At 54.3% G+C, this 16271-nt stretch carries 14 protein-coding genes and 3 tRNA genes; 2 read left to right on the plus strand and 15 right to left on the minus strand.

The annotated features are described in order from the left end of the window. Nucleotides 1–14: 14 nt before the first annotated feature. The 14 genes from nuoI to OSH04_RS04300 all read right to left on the minus strand — a co-directional run bounded on the left by nuoI (nt 15) and on the right by OSH04_RS04300 (nt 13773). Entirely contained in the window at nt 15–503 is a 489-nt protein-coding gene (nuoI, locus tag OSH04_RS04235) for an NADH-quinone oxidoreductase subunit NuoI (RefSeq protein WP_003801051.1), read from the minus strand. A gap of 17 nt (nt 504–520) precedes the next feature. Further along, nucleotides 521–1594 carry an NADH-quinone oxidoreductase subunit NuoH gene (gene nuoH, locus OSH04_RS04240; RefSeq protein WP_060186470.1) on the minus strand — a complete coding sequence of 358 codons (1074 nt, stop codon included), beginning with the start codon at nt 1592–1594 and terminating at the stop codon, nt 521–523. A 1-nt stretch (nt 1595) separates the two neighbouring features. Next, a complete protein-coding gene (gene nuoG, locus OSH04_RS04245; RefSeq protein WP_035272463.1) occupies nt 1596–3926 on the minus strand; it encodes an NADH-quinone oxidoreductase subunit NuoG in 2331 nt (776 codons plus the stop codon). 14 nt (nt 3927–3940) lie between these two features. Next, nucleotides 3941–5308, minus strand: a complete 1368-nt coding sequence (gene nuoF / locus OSH04_RS04250; protein WP_009456684.1) for an NADH-quinone oxidoreductase subunit NuoF — start codon at nt 5306–5308, stop codon at nt 3941–3943. Further along, nucleotides 5305–5799, minus strand: coding sequence for an NADH-quinone oxidoreductase subunit NuoE (gene nuoE / locus OSH04_RS04255; RefSeq protein ID WP_026483139.1), 495 nt, complete (start codon nt 5797–5799; stop codon nt 5305–5307). The genes nuoF and nuoE overlap by 4 nt, the downstream gene beginning before the upstream one ends. A 29-nt stretch (nt 5800–5828) precedes the next feature. Continuing rightward, entirely contained in the window at nt 5829–7082 is a 1254-nt protein-coding gene (locus tag OSH04_RS04260) for an NADH-quinone oxidoreductase subunit D (protein ID WP_003801056.1), read from the minus strand. A 5-nt stretch (nt 7083–7087) separates the two neighbouring features. Then, nucleotides 7088–7699, minus strand: coding sequence for an NADH-quinone oxidoreductase subunit C (locus OSH04_RS04265; protein WP_009456690.1), 612 nt, complete (start codon nt 7697–7699; stop codon nt 7088–7090). A gap of 26 nt (nt 7700–7725) precedes the next feature. After that, nucleotides 7726–8202, minus strand: a complete 477-nt coding sequence (locus OSH04_RS04270; protein WP_003801059.1) for a NuoB/complex I 20 kDa subunit family protein — start codon at nt 8200–8202, stop codon at nt 7726–7728. Between the two features lie 147 nt (nt 8203–8349). Then, complete coding sequence (locus OSH04_RS04275; RefSeq protein ID WP_003801061.1) at nt 8350–8709, minus strand: NADH-quinone oxidoreductase subunit A; 360 nt, start codon at nt 8707–8709, stop codon at nt 8350–8352. A gap of 605 nt (nt 8710–9314) precedes the next feature. Further along, nucleotides 9315–10541 (minus strand): porin, encoded by a 1227-nt coding sequence (locus OSH04_RS04280; RefSeq protein WP_266107986.1) that lies wholly within the window; start codon nt 10539–10541, stop codon nt 9315–9317. A gap of 622 nt (nt 10542–11163) precedes the next feature. Next, nucleotides 11164–11248 (minus strand) — tRNA-Leu (locus OSH04_RS04285). Between the two features lie 225 nt (nt 11249–11473). Beyond that, nucleotides 11474–11881, minus strand: coding sequence for a preprotein translocase subunit SecG (gene secG / locus OSH04_RS04290; protein WP_266107987.1), 408 nt, complete (start codon nt 11879–11881; stop codon nt 11474–11476). Nucleotides 11882–11899: 18 nt separating this feature from the next. Next, the gene (gene tpiA, locus OSH04_RS04295; protein ID WP_060186464.1) at nt 11900–12640 is read right to left on the minus strand and encodes a triose-phosphate isomerase; all 741 of its coding nucleotides are present in this window, start codon (nt 12638–12640) and stop codon (nt 11900–11902) included. A 158-nt stretch (nt 12641–12798) separates the two neighbouring features. Next, on the minus strand, nt 12799–13773 hold the full coding sequence (locus tag OSH04_RS04300; protein WP_035272457.1) for an NAD(P)H-quinone oxidoreductase: 975 nt from the start codon (nt 13771–13773) through the stop codon (nt 12799–12801). Nucleotides 13774–14006: 233 nt separating this feature from the next. Here OSH04_RS04300 and OSH04_RS04305 point away from each other — a divergent pair. After that, nucleotides 14007–14096: transfer RNA gene (locus tag OSH04_RS04305), tRNA-Ser, on the plus strand. Between the two features lie 12 nt (nt 14097–14108). Then, a tRNA-Leu gene (locus OSH04_RS04310) sits at nt 14109–14194 on the plus strand. Nucleotides 14195–14420: 226 nt separating this feature from the next. On the opposite strand, the gene OSH04_RS04315 is transcribed toward OSH04_RS04310, so the two are convergent. Then, a complete protein-coding gene (locus OSH04_RS04315; protein ID WP_266107988.1) occupies nt 14421–16136 on the minus strand; it encodes an amidohydrolase in 1716 nt (571 codons plus the stop codon). Nucleotides 16137–16271: the final 135 nt, after the last annotated feature.

Here is a 16271-nt window from a genome sequence, read left to right on the forward strand (position 1 = left end):
GTAGAGCTCCGGCCTTAGCGATAAGGTGCATCTGCGGCACGACGACGAGCGATCTCGTCTTCGTAACGGTCACCAATAGCCAGCAGCATGTCCTTGGTGTAGTACAAATCGCCGCGTTTTTCACCGTGGTACTCGTGAATGTGCGTTTCCACGATCGAATCGACCGGGCAACTTTCTTCACAGAAACCACAGAAAATACACTTGGCCAGATCGATGTCATAACGCGTAGTACGACGGGTACCGTCCTCGCGCTCTGCCGATTCGATCGAGATGGCCATGGCGGGACATACGGCCTCGCACAGTTTGCACGCGATGCAACGCTCTTCGCCGTTTTCGTAGCGACGCAAAGCGTGCAGACCGCGAAAACGTGGCGAAGCGGGCGTGGTTTCAACGGGATAACGCAGGGTTACCTTGCGCTTGAAGAAATACTTCCCCGTCAGGCGCATGCCTTTGAGCATCTCGGACAGCATCAGGCTGCCAAAGAAATCTTTGATTGCTTCCATAATCTTGCCCCTTAGCCTTAATGCCAGATGTTCCAGGGCGTCTGCATCCAGATCGCCACAATAACCAGCCAAACACCGGTCAGCGGGATAAATACTTTCCAGCCCAAACGCATGATCTGGTCATAGCGGTAACGTGGGAACGTTGCACGGAACCAGATGAACATGGAGACCACGACAAAGGTCTTCAGACCCAGCCACAGCCACCCCGGAATCCAGGTAAATGGAGCGAACTCGACAATGGGAGTCCAGCCACCCAAGAACATGATGGACGCCAGAGCCGACAGGAAAATCATGTTGGCGTATTCGCCCAGGAAGAACAGAGCGAAACCGGTACCGGAGTACTCCACCATGGGACCAGCCACAATTTCCGATTCGCCTTCCACCACGTCAAACGGGTGACGGTTGGTTTCAGCAACGGCGGAAATCACGTAGATCACAAACAGTGGCAGCAGTGGCAGCCAGTTCCAGGACAGGAAGTTCAAGCCCTTGTCCGCAAAGTAACCCTGAGTCTGACCAAGCACGATGCCCGACAGATTCAGCGTGCCGGAAACCAGCAACACGGTAATCAGCACGAAACCGATGGCCAGTTCGTAAGACAGCACCTGAGCGGCTGCGCGTAGACCACCCAGCAAGGCGTACTTGGAGTTGGAAGCCCAACCGGCCACGATCACACCGTACACACCCAGCGAAGTAATCGCCAGAATGTACAGCAGACCGGCGTTAACGTCGGACAGAACCACATCGGGGCTGAAAGGAATCACAGCCCAGGCAGCCAGAGCAGGCATCAGCGTCACAACCGGAGCCAACAGGTACAGGACCTTGTTGGACTTCGCAGGAACGATCAGCTCTTTGGTCAGCAGTTTGAAAACGTCAGCGAAAGGCTGCAGCAAGCCGCGGTAACCAACACGGGTTGGTCCCAGACGAACGTGCATGAAGCCGATCATCTTGCGTTCCCAGTAAGTCAGGTAGGCAACACACAGAATGACGGGCACAGCGATGGCAACAACCTTCAGCAGCGTCCACACCACATACCATGCAGTCGGACCCAGCAGATCCGTGCCGTAGCTATTGATGGCAGAGAGAAATTCCATGTTATGCACGCTCCACTGTCAATTGACCGAATGCGCTACCCAAAGCGGCTGTTTCAGAAAAAGCGGTGGCAACACGCACCGAGTTCAATGCCACGGTGTCATCCAGCTGAGCTGGCAGGCTGACTTCGCCTTGCGAAGAACGAACCTTTACCAGATCGCCGTCAGCCAGACCCAGTTGGGCCAGCGTGGCAGCGGCCATGCGAGCCGTAGGGGCTGCCGAAGCGGGTGTTTCCTGCAAGGGAGCCGAACGGCGTACCAGCGCATCGCTGCGGTAGATAGGCACATCTGCCACACGCTCCAGACCGCTTGCTGCAGGCAGAACGCTGGCAGCCAGATTGATCTGGTTGGACAGACGCGATTCCACACCGGCAGCCATGACAGAGTCACGAACCGATTCCGAGGTTTCATCGTCAAAACCATCCAGCTGGAACAGATTGCCCAGCACGCGCAGAACCTTCCAGGCCGGACGTGTATCGCCCACAGGAGCAGCAGCACCCTTGAAGCTTTGTACACGGCCTTCGGCGTTCACGAAGGTGCCGGAGGTTTCAGTGAAAGGAGACACGGGCAGCATCACATCGGCCCACTGCTCGGCAGCGGAACGATAGGAAGTCAGCGCGACCGAGAAGGTGGCGGACTTCAGTGTTTCTACTGCACGTTCGCCCAGATCGCTGTCCAGTGCTGGCTCAACATTCAGAACCAGGTAAGCACGCAGGGTTTGAGCCAGCATTTGCTCGGCAGTCAAACCGCCCTTGCCCGGTACGGCGTTAGCCAAGTAGCCACCCACGGTGTTACCACCGGCAGTCAGGAAGCCCAGCTTGGCACCGCTAGCCTGTGCAATCGCATTGGCGTTGGCAGCAATTACGCTAGCCTGATCCGAGTTGACAGCCATATTGCCCAGCAAGATAGCGACGCGTTCGCCGGAAACCAGGCTGTCAGCAATCTGCTGAGCTTCAGCAGAAACTTGCACGCCTTCCAGACCCGCAGGAACTGCGCTGTCTTTGGCTTTGGCAACGGCAACCAGCACTTGAGCCAGAGAGTTGGCCAACTGGCTGGGAGCAACCGTCATGCGGCCAGCAATCGCATTGAACAATGGATTATCGGCAGCCGAATCAATAAAGGAAACTTGAGCGCCACGTTTGACAGCCTGACGCAGACGCTGGGCCATCAAGGGGTGATCTTTACGCAGGAAGGAGCCCACGACCAGAACGCGATCGAGCTCGTTCAAGGCGGTCAGAGGCATACCCAACCAAGGCACACCGGCCAGAGCACCATCCAGACGGGCATCGGTCTGACGCAGACGGAAGTCCACGTTTTCGGTACCCAGAGCACGACCCAGACGAGCCAGCAAAGCCAGTTCTTCAGTCGTGGAGGTAGCCGAACCAATACAGCCCAGCTGATCTGCACCAAACTTCTCGCGCACGGCGTTCATGCCGGCAACGATGGTTTGCATGGCGTCGTTCCAGGAGGCTTCGCGCCACTGGCCGTCATCACCGCGCACCATGGGGCGAGTCAGACGATCTTCGGTGTACAGGCCTTCGTAGGAGAAACGGTCACGGTCGCTGATCCAGCACTCGTTGACTTCGTCGTTCTCGAAAGGAACAACACGCAGTACCTTGTCCATCTTGGCTTGCAGCACCAGGTTGGCACCTACGCTGTCGTGCGGGCTAACGCTGCGACGACGGGCCAATTCCCAGGTACGGGCATTGAAGCGGAAGGGTTTGGACAGCAAGGCACCCACGGGGCAAACGTCAATCATGTTGCCCGACAATTCAGACTCGACTGCGCGACCCACAAAGGTGGTGATTTCAGCGTGCTCGCCGCGGTTGAGCATACCAACCTCTTGAACGCCGGCGATTTCTTCGCCAGTACGCACACAGCGGGTGCAATGAATGCAACGCTGCATGGCTTCGGTCGAGATCAGTGGGCCCATGGATTTGGCGGCCACAACGCGCTTTTCTTCCTTGTAGCGCGACTCGGAGCCACCGTAACCCACGGCCAGATCCTGCAGCTGACACTCACCGCCCTGATCGCACACGGGGCAATCCAGGGGGTGGTTGATCAGCAGGAATTCCATGACGCTTTTTTGAGCGGCAATGGCTTTTTCCGAACGAGTACGCACAACCATGCCGTTGGTGACGGGAGTGGCGCAAGCAGGCAAAGGCTTGGGCGCTTTTTCCACGTCCACCAAACACATGCGGCAGTTGGCGGCAATACTCAGTTTTTTGTGATAACAGAAGTGCGGCACGTAGACCCCGGCGTCATGGGCAGCCTGAATGACCATGCTGCCTTCCGGGGCGTCAACTTTAATGCCATCGATGGTGAGTTCTACCATTACGTTGTCCTGGCCTACAAATATTGAGGCACCACACAGCCTTTATGCTCGATGTGGTGTGCGAACTCGTCGCGGAAATGCTTAACGAAACTGCGCACCGGCATGGCAGCAGCATCACCCAGGGCGCAAATGGTGCGACCCATGATGTTCTGTGCGATGTCATCGAGCATGTCCAGATCTTCTGGGCGACCTTGACCGTTCTCGATACGATGCACCATGCGCCACAACCAGCCTGTGCCTTCCCGGCACGGCGTGCACTGGCCGCAGCTTTCGTGATAGTAAAAATAGGACAGGCGCAGCAGGGACTTGACCATGCAACGAGTCTCGTCCATCACGATGACAGCGCCCGAACCCAGCATGGAACCAGCCTTGGCAATGGAGTCATAGTCCAGGTTGGTCGCCATGATGATGTCGGCGGGCAAAACGGGCGAGCTGGAACCACCAGGGATCACAGCTTTCAGTTTGCGACCGTCGCGCATGCCGCCTGCCAATTCCAGCAAGGTGGCAAACGGTGTACCCAGAGGCACTTCGTAGTTACCGGGACGCTCTACGTCGCCAGTAATGGAGAAGATCTTGGTACCGCCCGCATTGGGGATACCCACTTCCAGGTATTCCTGACCGCTGTTGCGCAAAATCCAGGGTACAGCCGCGAAGGTTTCGGTATTGTTGATGGTTGTCGGCTTGCCGTACAGACCAAAACTGGCCGGGAATGGTGGTTTGAAGCGAGGCTGGCCCTTCTTGCCTTCCAGGGACTCCAGCAGCGCAGTTTCTTCACCGCAAATATAGGCACCGTAACCGTGGAACGCATGCAGCTGGAAGCTGAAATCCGAACCCAGGATCTTGTCACCCAGAAAGCCAGCCGCACGGGCCTGCTCCAGCGCTTCTTCAAAACGCTGATAGATTTCGAACACTTCACCGTGGATGTAGTTGTAGCCCACGGTAATACCCATGGCGTAGGCTGCAATGGCCATGCCTTCGATCACGATGTGCGGGTTGAAACGCAGGATATCGCGGTCTTTGAAAGTGCCGGGTTCGCCCTCGTCGGAGTTACATACCAGGTACTTTTGACCGGGCAAGCTGCGGGGCATGAAGCTCCACTTCAAACCCGATGGAAAACCTGCACCACCACGACCGCGCAAGGCCGAAGTCTTGACTTCAGCAATCACGTCTTCGGGCTTCATGCCGGTAGTCAGTACTTTACGCAGAGCTTCATAGCCACCACGCTTGACGTACTCTTCCAGGCCCCAGTTATCGCCGTTCAAACCAGCCAGAATCTGTGGCTGAATATGACGATCATGAAAAATCATGCTGCGCGACAGGTCGCCACCAGGGTTAGGTTCCAATCCCTGTGCGAACTTGCGCAGAATGTCCGGTGCAATCATGCCGATTCTCCGTGTGTCTTCAATTCTTCGAGCATGGCATCAATGCGCTCGGCTTCCATGCGCACGCACATGTGCTGATTGTTCAGCAGCATGACGGGCGAATCACCACATGAACCCATGCACTCTCCCATGATCAGGGAGAACTGGCCGTCCGCCGTGGTTTCACCGTATTCGATACCCAGTTTCTCTTTCAGGTACTCGCCAGCCTTGACGCCATCACGCAGCGCACAGGGCAAGTTGGTGCAAACGGAAATGGTGACGCGGCCAACGGGCTTGGTGTGGAACATGTTGTAGAAGGTCGCAACCTCCTGCACAGCGATAGGCTCCACGCCAATGTATTGGGCCACATCCTCGATAATTTCTGGCGATACCCAGCCTTTTTCCTGCTGGGCAATGGCCAGGGAGGCCATGATGGCAGAGCGACGTTGATCTGCCGGGAACTTGCTCAGTTCCTTATCTATCTGTTGGTAGGCTTTTTCGGAAAGCAACATAATTCGGTTCCGTTTTTCCAGGCGCGACCTTAGCGGTCGATCTCGCCAAACACAATGTCCTGCGTGCCGATGATCGTGACCGCGTCGGCAATCATGTGACCGCGGCTCATTTCATCGAGGGCCTGCAAGTGGACGAAGCCCGGAGCACGGATCTTCATGCGGTAAGGCTTGTTACCGCCGTCAGATACCAGATAAATGCCAAACTCGCCCTTGGGATGCTCCACACCGGCATACACTTCGCCAGTAGGCACATGCATACCTTCGGAGAACAGTTTGAAATGGTGGATCAAGTCCTCCATCCCGGTTTTCATGCGTTCGCGCGATGGCGGCGCCACTTTGTGGTTATCCGTGATGACAGGACCGGGGTTGTTACGCAGCCACTGTACACACTGACGGATGATGCGGTTGCTCTCGCGCATTTCTGCGATACGAACCAGGTAACGGTCGTAAGAGTCACCGTTGCGACCCACAGGAATATCAAATTCGACGCGATCATAGACTTCGTAGGGCTGCATCTTGCGCAGATCCCACTCCACGCCCGAACCACGCAGCATGGGGCCGGTAAAGCCCAACGCCTTGGCGCGATCGGGATCAACCACGCCCACGCCCACCAAACGCTGCTTCCAGATACGGTTATCGGTCAGCAGGGTTTCGTATTCGTCGACACAAGCGGGGAAACGGTTGGTGAAGTCTTCGATGAAATCCAGCAAAGAACCCGAACGCGCTTCGTTCATGGCTTTCAGTTCTTTGTCGGAGCGGTATTTGTTGGCCTTGTACTGAGGCATGGTGCCGGGCAGATCGCGGTAAACGCCACCAGGACGGTAGTAGGCCGCGTGCAAACGGGCGCCGGAGACCGCTTCGTAGCAGTCCATCAGGTCTTCACGTTCACGGAAGGCGTACAGGAACACGGCCATGGCACCCACGTCCAGCGCATGCGAACCGACCGACATCAGGTGGTTCAGGATGCGGGTGATCTCGTCAAACATGACGCGGATGTATTGAGCACGCAACGGCACCTCAACACCGACCAGACGCTCCACGGCCATACAGTAAGCGTGCTCGTTGACCATCATGGACACATAGTCCAGACGATCCATGTATGGCAGGGTTTGCAGGAAAGTGCGGTGCTCGGCCAGCTTTTCGGTGGCGCGATGCAACAGACCAATATGGGGGTCAGCACGCTGAATGACTTCGCCGTCCAGCTCAAGCACCAAACGCAACACACCGTGTGCGGCTGGGTGCTGAGGACCAAAGTTCAGGGTGTAGTTTTGAATTTCTGCCATGATGCTTATCGCCCAATTCCGTAATCGTCCTCGCGCACCACTCGTGGCGTGATTTCACGCGGCTCGATGGTGACGGGCTGGTAAATGACCCGCTTCTGCTCGGTGTCATAGCGCATTTCGACGTAGCCGGAGATGGGGAAGTCTTTGCGGAACGGATGACCGATGAAACCATAGTCGGTCAGGATGCGACGCAGATCAGGGTGGTTCTCGAAAATAATGCCGTACAGGTCAAACGCCTCGCGTTCGAACCAGTTCACCGACGGCCAGACCTCGAACAGGGTTGGCAACGCGGGGAAATCGTCGTTGGGCACAAAGCAGCGCACACGCAGGCGCCAGTTGTGCTTCAAGGACATCAGGTGCAGTACAACGGCAAAGCGATGGGGGAACTGAGCCGATGCAGCCTGATAGGTGGGCGCTTTCCAGGCGGAATAATCAATCCCGCACAAGTCGATACAGGTCTCAAAGCGCAGATCAGCGTGGTCGCGAAGCAATGTGCAAGTGTCGACCCATGCATCAGCGGGCACTTCCAAAGTGAGTTCATTGCGCGCTTGCGTCAACGCAGCCTGCTCGCCAAGGATAGAGAGCAAGTTGGTTTTTAAAGTTTCTAGCCGTGTCATAGTCTTGTTTAGCCTGTTCTAACCGTTCAGCGTGCGATGGTATTGGTCAAACGGATCTTGTTCTGCATTTGCAGCAAGCCGTAAACCAAAGCCTCAGCAGTCGGAGGGCAGCCTGGCACGTACACATCTACCGGCACGATGCGATCACAGCCGCGAACGACCGAGTAGGAGTAGTGGTAGTAACCGCCACCGTTGGCACAGGAGCCCATGGAGACGACCCAGCGTGGCTCGGCCATCTGGTCGTACACCTTACGCAAGGCGGGTGCCATCTTGTTGCACAGGGTGCCCGCCACAATCATCAAGTCAGATTGACGTGGGCTGGGACGGAAAATAATGCCGAATTGGTCCAGGTCATAACGAGCTGCACCAGCGTGCATCATTTCCACTGCACAACAGGCCAGACCAAATGTCATGGGCCACATGGACCCTGTTTTTGCCCAGTTCAGAAACTTGTCTGCACTGGTCGTCACAAAACCTTCTTTGAGAATGCCGTCGATAGCCATAGTAGTTGCCTTTTGCCGGATCAGACCCTGGGAAGCCCCGGCCTATCCTGTTGCTGACCAAACCCGCTGTCATCAAGACGCATCCTCGTGCCCCTTATGCCCAGCAGCAGACGCGAAAACCCCTAGCAGGGTTCTCTATGGATGGGTTTACTCCCAGTCCAGAGCGCCTTTTTTCCATTCGTAGATAAAACCGACCGTCAAAACGGCCAGGAACGCCATAACGGTCCAGAAACCGACCAGGCCTACTGTTCCATTGGCCATGGCCCAGGGAAACAGAAAAGCGATTTCCAGATCGAACATGATGAACAGAATCGCGATCAGGTAGTAACGAATGTCCACCTTCATGCGCGAATCGCCGAATGCTTCAAAACCGCATTCGTAAGGAGAGAGCTTTTCAGCATCGGGCCGGTTTGGACCGAGCACTCGACCGACTAAAAGTAGAGCCAGGCCAATCCCAGTGGCGACGATGATAAATAGCAAAACGGGAAAGTACTCTTGCAGGTTCATGCAAAGCATCCAATCGCAGTAAATAAACTCTTGGATTGTAGCATTTTGAGAGCACAGTTTTGGGGGATAACCCCAAACCATTACATCTATGCACGGGTGTTGCACCCATGCCGCAAAAACTGTCAGCTACCTGACCAAAAACCCTTCAACTATTGATTATTTACTTTATTAAGGGTTGCATTTTCAAGCGCTGATTAATTATCTTACCCGCTTTTGTAAGGAAAATGTCAGCCACAACAGCCAAGACAACGATTTTTCGCGCTTATTTTGTAAGCAAGGCAAACAAGACCGAGCAGTCGGAACAGTAGATAGACAAGCACTACTCACAACCGCTTCGGACGCCAAGCACAGAGGACCACAACACCACCTCGTTCAACAGAGCTGCACACACAAAACCACAAGAGCGAGGAGAAGCACATACCAACAGCCCTAGAAGCAACAGTTTCAAAACAGCCCAAGAGCCGCAATCCAAACAGACTGACCTGAACACCCCAAATAGCGAGCAATAAAAAAGCCATCCCGAAGGATGGCTTTTTATACTTCTTCAGCTCAAGCAAGCCCGAAGACTTGCTCATCGCGATGCGTAGACATGCTACGCAAAACGATTAGAACTGGTGACGCAGACCAACGCCGATCAGAGTCGACTTAGCATCAGGCATGAAGTACACGTTCTTGACGTAGGAGCCAATTGCGTACACGTTCGTGCGCTTGCTCAGTGGGTGGCTGTAACCCAGGCTGAAAGTGTGCTGCTTCTTCATTTCCCAAGAATCGTTAGCGTAGGTGTTGTAGAACGAATCAGGGGCCTTGTCTGGATCAGCCATAGTCCAAGAACCCATCACGGTGCCAGCACCAACGGGAGCAGACAGGCCAACCAGGTAGGAGTTAACTTTCAGACCCTTACCCAACAGAGAAGGAGCCTTCAACTCACCAAAAGTCTGACCTTCGAACAGACCGTTACGAGTTTGACCGAACGCCAAGTAAGCCTTGACAACTTCGAAGTCGTAGCTACCACCGATATTCCACGATTTAACCGTAGTATCCTCGGCATCAATGTAAGTAGCAGCGGCAGCACCAGTGCTGGTGGTAGCTGGGTTCAAACCACGCTTACGCATCTGGTCATACGTCACAGCCACACCGACAGGGCCGTTAGCGTAGCGCAAGCCAGCAGTAATAGCTTGGTTATTGAAGTCCTTGTTGTTAGCTGTACCAATTGTAGTACCAGCAGCGTTTACCAACGGCAGATCTTTATCCCAAGATTGGTCACCATCAGCATTGAAAGAATAACCAACGCCGAACTGGAAACCGGAGAAATTAGGGGTTTGGTACATGACCATGTTGTCGTAACGAACGGTGTTAGCGGCTGTGAAAGCACCACCGATGTTAGCTTGATCAAAACCACCGCCGAAAGGATCAGCAACAGCGCTCAGGTACTTGGAAGCGATGTTGGTTTGACGACCGAAGTCCAGTTGACCCCAGCTGTCGCCAGCCAGACCCAGAGTGGCTTGACGACCAAACAAACGGTCGCCCTGCTTGGAGTTACCGGTACCCAGATCAAAGCCGCTTTCCAGAACGAACACAGCGCGCAGGCCATCACCCAGATCTTCGGAACCTTTCAGGCCCCAGCGGTTGCCGGACTGAATACCGTTGATCAAACCAGTGCGCTTGGAGTTGATTTCAGTTTGTGGGCCGCTGGTAACGTAGCCTTCGGAACCTTTAACTTTTTGGTAACCAATACCAGCGTCCAGAATACCGTACAGGGTGACAGACGTTTCTGCGTGTGCGACGCCAGCGAAGCCGGCCATCAGAGCAGCAGCGAGCAGAGTCTTTTTCATGTAAGAAATCTCCGTAGATTTGAGTAAATCAGAGCAGCCCAACTACAACAGTGCTGCTGCTCTTTCTAACTCCGCGATGGGAAGTTAACGCTATTGCATCAAAATTCCCGTCGCTTGACTACGAAACCCTTCGGAAACGTGAATCTTTGTGCACAGCTTGTTGGCTATACACAACAAAAACCCACTTGAAGCCGCTTTCCATGCCGCCTTGAGCAAGCACGACAATTAGCAGGCTAAAGCCGGAATCTTCTTAAGAACTTGCTTTAAGTGATCCGAGCAATCGGTTGCCAATGCTGGTTTTCTGCAAACAAGGCAAAAAATGAAATCGGCACCGAAAAAGACAAGATCGCCGACCCCAGCCTATCGAGCGCCAAAGCTGGCTACTCAATTCACCTGATAAATTCTCACATTATGAGAGCTAACACCAACATAGGATTCAGCATGCACTGACCCGGTTCAATCACTTTCCTGGCAATCAAGAACGGATTCCGGAAATCACAACGCAAGCAACTTACACAAGAAGGCAAAACACCCAAAAATTGGCGAAAAAAAAACCTGCCCTTGCCAGGATCAGGTTTTATTTCCAGGCTCCGCAATCGCAGAACTTTTTAACTTTTTTGTTTGGTGCCGACGACGAGACTCGAACTCGTACAGCTTTCGCCACTACCCCCTCAAGATAGCGTGTCTACCAATTCCACCACGTCGGCAAGCAATCAAGACAGCGATATTAGCATGACAAAAGTAAAGCTGTCAGTACAAAACAGCCTAAAACGCCTAAAAAAGCACGTACGCAGGCATATTCCACACAAACACAGCCAAATGAATAAAGCCCGCCATTAGGGCGGGCTTTGATATCGTATTTTCCGATCCTGCTTTTGATCCTTGCTGTCTTCTATATATAGAGCAGCATTGAATCCCCAAGCAGATCGAACTTACTCAGCAGCAGGAACCGCAGGAGCGCTTTGCTCAGGAGTTGCTGAAGGTACAGCAGCTGGCACAGAAGCGTCAGGGGCCGGAACCGAAGCTGCACCCGATGGAGCTGCGCCAGGAACAGACGATTCGTAACCTTGCATCACGCCCACATCCACTTTCTGCGCAGGATGGTGAGCAACCCAAGCCAAGCCACCGGTGGACACAAAAAAGACGATTGCCGCCCATTTGGTCATGCGCGACAAAAAGTTCGCCGCACCTGCCGCACCAAACACACTCCCTGCCGAGCCGCCACCAAAGGCCGAGCCCATATCAGCGCCCTTGCCTTGCTGCAGCAGAACCAGACCAATAATCAACAGCGAGGAGATAACCTGCACCGCCATCAGAACGGAAGACATCCAATCTTGCATTTAAAGACTCCAGACCCTTTAAGCGGCCACAATACGTAAAAATTCTTGCGCATCCAAAGATGCACCACCCACCAAGGCACCATCAATATCCGGCATGGCAAACAGCTCGGCGGCATTATCTGCCTTCACGCTGCCACCGTACAAAATACGCAACTGATCCGACTCCATATAGGCACGAATCTGTTGATGCATTTGCTGCGCTTGCTCCGGCGTTGCAGTCAGGCCCGTACCAATAGCCCAAACTGGCTCATACGCCAGGACCAGTTTGGATACCACTTCAGCCCCAAGAGCTTTGATGGGTTCAAGCTGATCTTGCACCACACAGGTTTCCTGCCCCGCCTCACGATCGGCCAACTGCTCGCCAATACAGACAATGGGCGTCAAGCCCGCATCCAGTGCCGCAACAACTTTGGCGGCAACCTGAGCGCTACTTTCCTGGTGATACTGACGGCGCTCGGAATGCCCGACAATCACCCAGCGACAGCCGATATCAGCCAGCATTGCCGCCGAGATTTCCCCCGTGTATGCACCCTTGGCGTGGACACTGACATCTTGAGCGCCGACCGCTATGGTCGAATCTTTCAAGATACCTGCCACCTGAGGCAAATACACATAAGGAACGCATACAAGCACATCACAATCTGCCTGCGCACCAGGCTGAACGAGCAGTTCTTGCAGCAGACGGCTGTTGCCATCAAGCGAGCCATTTAATTTCCAATTACCCGCAACCAGTCGTTTACGCGAAGAATGTACGCTCATTGCTCCCTTGATGCCAGTCAAAAAGTTACACCAACGCCCACAATCAAGGCGCAGCTAACCGGCTATTGTAGCGCGTGCTAATCCGTTTCGCGCATATTTGACAGAAAATTCGTTTCAGAACAGCAAGAAAAAGGGTGGCTGCGCCACCCTTGCTGCTTTTATGGAACAAGAATGATCTTGCCCACCTGCTCACCCGCCTCCATCATGGCATGCGCTTCGCTCGCCTTTTCCAAGGGGAAAGTGGCATGAATCAAGGGACGTACCTGCCCTGCTTCCAGCAAAGGCCAGACACGCTCTTTCAGAGCCTGCGCCAGTTGCGCCTTGAACTCGACAGAGCGGGACCGCAAGGTTGAGCCGGTAATAGTCAGGCGACGACGCAGGATCTCCCCACAATTAATCGTGGCCTTCACCCCACCCAGCAAAGCAATAATGACGATACGACCGTCATCAGCCAGACACGTCAAATCCCGGTTGATGTAGTCGCCAGAGACCATATCCAGAATCACATCAACGCCACGGCCGCCTGTTTTGCTTTTGATGACGTCTTCGTAAACCTCGGTTTTATAGTTGATGCCGATCCCGCCCAAGCGATTAATGGCCTCCACGCGCTCATCACTGCCTGCCGTGGCATATACCGTATGCCCCAAAGCCACCGCCAGCTGAATCGCTGTTGTTCCAATTCCGCTTGCACCACCATGAACCAGCAGGGTTTCACCCTTGCTCAACTGACCACGGTCGAACACATTGCTCCAGACAGTGAAGAAAGTTTCTGGCAGCCCCGCCGCCTCCAGCAAGCTGAAACCCGCAGGAATAGGCAAGCATTGCTGTACTGGCACCACACAATATTCGGCATAGCCACCACCAGTGACCAACGCACAGACCTGATCCCCAATCTTGAACTCACTGCCCTGCACATCGCCCGATACGATTTCACCGGCCAGTTCCAGGCCGGGAATATCAGAGGCACCAGCCGGCGGCGGGTAAGCGCCTGCTCGTTGCAAGACGTCCGGACGGTTCACGCCCGCCGCCAGCACCTTGACCAGCACTTCACCCGGACCTGTTTGTGGCATGGGGCGCTCGCCCACTTGCAACACTTCCGGCTTTCCAAACTCGGTAATTTCAACAGCTCGCATACCTACTCCCTGATATCTAGACTATTTTTCCAGCGCGGCTGCAAGTACAAACCATAAGCAGCCGCCTTACCTGCTGCAATCTATCACAGGCACTGGCATCAACGCCCTATTCCAGCCATGAAAACAGATTATTTCGATGACGCTGGCAAATTTATACGTTACACTTTAAGGCTTTCCTGGCCTCCGTGCTTTTTTGCGCATGTGACTTGTCAGGAAGAAAAGCCCGACAGACAGGAAGCGTGCCAGAGCGGTTGAATGGACCGGTCTTGAAAACCGGCGATGGGGTAACCCATCCGTGAGTTCGAATCTCACCGCTTCCGCCATCATCTCCCGCTGCATCCATGGCGGAATTGGTAGACGCAAGGGACTTAAAATCCCTCGATCTTTGATCGTGCCGGTTCGATTCCGGCTGGATGCACCATAGACCTGAAGCGGTCTGCACTGATACATAAGCCTTGAATTTGCCCGAACCTGCGTTGGTTTTGCAGCAAAAACCAGGCGACAAAAAGCCCACTACGCATAGTGGGCTTTTTTGTTTCACCAACCATCGAATGGGGCAGTAACCATCTGCCTCTATATAAGCCGTATACGGCATACACACTGCCTGTTCAAACCCTGTCAATCAGAAAAACACTGCCAGGCTCCTTCTACGGAGCTGCGCCGTAGACCTGCCGACCGGCAAAGTAAGTCGCCAGAACCTGAGTGTCCTTCAAAGCCTCTACATCTACCTCCAGCACATCGCGATCCAGCATAATAAAGTCTGCCTGCTTACCCACCTCCAGAGAGCCAATTTCCCTCTCCATTCGGATAGCCCTGGCCGCGTTGATGGTATAGGCCCTAAACATACTATCTTTATCCATACGCTCGCCTGCATTCAAACCGCCACCCGGCCCAGAGCGTGTCATTGCATGATGCATGGCTTCCCACGGATTCGCCGTAGAAATAGGCCAATCACTAGCACCCACAATCACCGCTCCATGCTGCTGCAGCGATCGAGCTGGATACTGACCCTGAAACTCCGAATCAGGAATATAAGGCTTGACCAGATCAAGCAGATAGTTATCAAGCTCGGCCCAGTGCAACTGCATGACAGCCATCACATCGAGCTGTTTAAAGCGGGGATAATCAGCCGGGCTTACCAACTGCAGATGCGTAATGGAATGCGGTACACCACTGCTACGCTTTTTGCGCGCCGACTCAATAGCATCCAAAGATACACGCACTGCTCTGTCACCCAAGGCGTGGATATGCACCAGCCAGCCACGCTGATCAATAGCATCAACCAGCTGCGTCATCTTGTGCTGCTCCAGCAGCAGCTCGCCCTGCTTGCCAGAGTTTTCATAGCGGCCCAGCAAGGCTGCGCTTTGAGCCGGATACTCCAACACCCCATCAGCAAACACCTTGATACCCGGCAAACTCAGGTTAGGGATGTGCGCAAAGCGCTTTCGGACACTATCAAGCCGCTCCAGATCCGCAGCATCACTCTCCGGACTGGCCACCAGCAAGGCAGCAACATGAGCAGTTAATAAACCCGCTTCTGATAAAACCCGGTAAGCCGGCAATATGCCCTCTCCAACACTGCCAAGAGATCGAGAAAACAACGCCTCCCCCGGCCCGGCGTTGGCCGCCGGATCCATCCAGGCCGTAATGCCATAGCGATTATTGGTTTCAACAGCGATTTTTGCAGCTGCCAGTAGCTGCTTTTCAGCTGGTTTGGGCAAGATCACCGTTACCTTATCCAGGCCAGCATCCACCAACACCCCATCAGGCTGTCCATTACTGGCCACACCGATGGTGTGTTGAGACTTCGCAGGCAATGACTGCACGTAAGCAGCGTCAATTCCCGCCTTTTCACGCATTGCCTGATTCGCCCAGGCCGTATGATAGTCAGCCCCCATCAGCAACACAGCCTGATGCTGCCAAGCCCCAGCATCCAGCAAATCGCTCAATGACTCGGGCGCAGACCACACCGCTGGATTCACCCCAAACACCACCATAGGCACATCTGGTCCGGACTCTTTTTCCACCAGCCAGGTTTGCAATTGCTGAGCGAGTTCAAGCGGACTGAGCTCTTGATCCTCCAGGTTTGGCGCCAAGGCAGCCAGGCCCGCAAAAATAGCGTGGGAGTGCGCATCAATCAGGCCAGGCATAACGCGTCGACCCTCAAGGCTTAGCATGCGAGTGTTCGCTCCCTGATAGTGCAAGATCTGTTCGCTCTTGCCTATGGCCAGAATTCGGCCCTGGCTCACGGCCATCGCCTCGGCATCAGGTGAATTGGCATTAGCGGTATAGATCTTCGCGTCCAGAAAGATCGTATCAGCGACTTCATTAGCGCCAACGCTCCCCGTAGACCCAACTAGCATCACAGCACACAAGCACCTGAATAGCCTGTTTATCCCCATCATTGACTGTCTCCTGCCTCAGCTTTTGATCATGCTCGGCCAGTACCCACCCAAGCGACAACTCAAACTTGGATCAGCATGACATCGCATCACTCT

Source organism: Alcaligenes nematophilus (assembly GCF_026344155.1).
GTDB classification, from domain to species: Bacteria; Pseudomonadota; Gammaproteobacteria; order Burkholderiales; family Burkholderiaceae_B; genus Alcaligenes; species Alcaligenes phenolicus.